Consider the following 2970-nt stretch of genomic DNA (forward strand, 5'->3'; position numbering starts at 1 on the left):
GCTGTGGGGGCTGAGGCGGTCTCGCTCGCGGTGGCCGATGCCTCCGGTGCACCTGTCGCGACGGTCGACTCCCTGGTGCTGAGGGCGTTCTCCCCGGAGCAGCTCGCCGCGCAGGGTGGCCATGATGCGCTCTTCCGTCCGGAGTGGACCCCTGTCTCGCTGCCGGTGTCGGCGCCCGACGGTGTGATCGGTGTCCTGGGCGGGGACGACCTGGGCCTGGCCGGCGCGATCGCCTTCGCGGACCTGGCGGACGCCGCCGAGGGCGGTGTCGTCCCCGACATCCTGGTGGTAGCCCTCCCCGCCGCGGAGGACCCCGCCGCGGCGGCCGCCACCCACGCGGCCGTCCGGGACGTGCTCGCCCTGGTACAGGAATGGCTGGCGGCGGACGCGTTCGCCGACTCCCGCCTGGTCGTGGTGACCCGGAAGTCGGCCGGCGCGGGCGCGGGTGACCTTCCCGCTGCGGCTGTCCGGGGCCTGCTGCGGTCGGCCCAGTCGGAGCACCCGGGCCGGATCACGGTGGTCGACGTGGACGGTGACCCCGCCTCGCTGCGGGCCCTGTCCTGCGCGCTCGGCAGCGACGAACCGCAGCTGGTGCTCCGCGCGGGCAGCGCCACCGCCCTGCGCCTGCTGCGCGTCACCGAGACCGCCGCGCCGGGCACGGACGGCACGGACGCCCTCGGCGGCGGCACGGTCCTGCTGACGGGAGCCACTGGTGCGCTCGGCCGACAGGTCGCCCGTCACCTGGTGGCGGAGCGCGGCGTCCGTCGTCTGCTGCTGGTCTCCCGTCGCGGCGAAGCCGCCCCGGGCGCAGTGGAGTTGGCGGCCGACCTGGCCGCGCTCGGCGCCGAGACGGCGTTCGCCGCCTGCGACGCGGCCGACCGGGACGCGCTGGCACGGCGGTTGGACGGCACGGACCTGACGGCGGTGGTCCACATCGCCGGAGTCCTGGACGACGGCATCATCACGTCCCTGACCCCCGAGCGGCTGGCCGCCGTGCTGCGCCCGAAGGTCGATGCGGCCTGGAACCTGCACGAACTGACCAAGGACCGCCCGCTCGCCGCGTTCGTGCTGTTCTCGTCCCTCGCCGGGGTGTTCGGCGCGGCCGGCCAGGCCAACTACGCGGCTGCGAACAGCTTCCTCGACGCCCTCTCCGAGCACCGGCACGCCGCGGGTCTCCCGGCGGCCTCGCTCGCCTGGGGCCTGTGGGCGGACGACGGCGGCATGGCGGACACGCTGGCCGGCGCCGACGTCGAGCGGATGGCCCGGGGCGGGGTGGCCGCGCTGTCGGTTGCCGAGGGTCTGGCCCTGCTGGACACGGCCACCGCCCTGCCGCACCACCCGGTGCTGGTGCCCGCCCGGCTCGACCTGGCCACTGTGCGGGCCGCGGCCGCCCAGGGCGGCCAGGTGCCGGCCCTGCTGCGGTCCCTCGTGCCGCCGCCCGTCCGCCGCGCCGCGCGGGCGGCCGAGGCCGATCCGGCCGCGGACCTGCGCCGGCGGCTCGCCGGGCAGTCGGCGCAGGACCGGGAGCGGATCCTGCTGGACGTGGTCTGCGGCCAGGTCGCCGCCGTCCTCGGCTACGCGGGCGCGGCCGCCGTCCAGCCCGGCCACGCGTTCCGCGAACTCGGCTTCGACTCGCTGACCGCCGTCGAACTGCGCAACCGCCTCACCGCGGTCACCGGCCTGCGGCTGCCCGCGACGCTGATCTTCGACCACCCGAGCCCCGCCGACCTGGTCGCCCACCTGTCCGCCGCCGTCCCGCAGGACGGGGACCCGGCCGGGCCCGGCGTCTTCGCCGAACTCGACCGCCTCGCCGAGGCCCTGGCAGGCACCCCGACCGACGCGGAGACCGGCGCGCGGGTCACCCTCCGCCTTCAGGCCCTGCTCACACAGTGGCGGGACGCCCTCAGCGGCCCGGCTGACCCCGTCGACGACCACCGCGACCTCGACACGGCGACCGACGACGAGCTCTTCGACCTGCTCGACGACGAGCTCGAGACCTCCTGACCCGGGCGCCACCCCCCTTTTCTTTGCCGCAAGGAGCGGACGGACATGCTGAACGAGGACAAGCTGCGCGACTACCTCAAGCGCGCCACCGCCGACCTGCGCAATGCCCGGCGGCGGCTGCGGGACATGGAGGAGCGCGACCGCGAGCCGATCGCGATCGTCGGCATGGCCTGCCGCTACCCCGGCGGGGTGGCCTCGCCCGAGGACCTGTGGCAGCTGGCGGCCACCGGGACGGACGCCATCGGCGGCTTCCCCGCCGACCGAGGCTGGGACGCCGACGCGCTGATCGACGACGACCCGGACGCGCACGGCACCAGCTACGTCAACCAGGGCGGCTTCCTCTACGACGCCGGCTCGTTCGACCCGGCGTTCTTCGGCATCTCGCCGCGCGAGGCGCTCGCCATGGACCCGCAGCAGCGGCTGCTGCTGGAGACGTCCTGGGAGGCGTTCGAACGGGCCGGCATCGACCCGCGCACGCTCAAGGGCAGCCGCACCGGCGTGTTCGCCGGCCTGATGTACCACGAGTACGCCAGCCGGCTGGGTGCCGTGCCCGAGGGCGTCGAGGGCCACCTCGGCACGGGCAGCTTCGGCAGCGTCGCCTCGGGCCGCGTCTCGTACACCTTCGGGCTGGAGGGGCCGGCGGTCACCGTCGACACGGCCTGTTCGTCCTCGCTGGTGGCACTCCACCTGGCTGTCCAGGCGCTGCGCAGCGGCGAGTGCACCATGGCGCTGGCGGGCGGCGTGACGGTGATGTCCACCCCTGGCACCTTCGTCGAGTTCAGCCGCCAGCGCGGCCTGGCCACCGACGGCCGTTGCAAGGCGTTCTCCGACGACGCGGACGGCACCGGCTGGGGCGAGGGCGTCGGCATGGTGCTGGTCGAGCGGCTCTCCGACGCCCGGCGCAACGGGCACCCCGTCCTGGCCGTGGTCCGCGGGTCGGCGATCAACCAGGACGGTGCGTCGAAC

The 2970-nt window shown here is 75.6% G+C and carries 2 protein-coding genes; both read left to right on the top strand.

The window, feature by feature from the left end:
• On the top strand, positions 1–2004 hold a 2004-nt coding region (locus ABTY15_RS39500; RefSeq protein ID WP_350607566.1), incomplete at its 5' end, for a type I polyketide synthase.
• Positions 2005–2052: 48 nt separating this feature from the next.
• A partial coding sequence (locus ABTY15_RS39505) for a beta-ketoacyl synthase N-terminal-like domain-containing protein (protein ID WP_502893696.1) occupies positions 2053–2970 on the top strand: 918 nt, incomplete at its 3' end.

The sequence above is a fragment of the Kitasatospora sp. NPDC097643 genome (assembly GCF_040302625.1).
Classification (GTDB): domain Bacteria; phylum Actinomycetota; class Actinomycetes; order Streptomycetales; family Streptomycetaceae; genus Kitasatospora.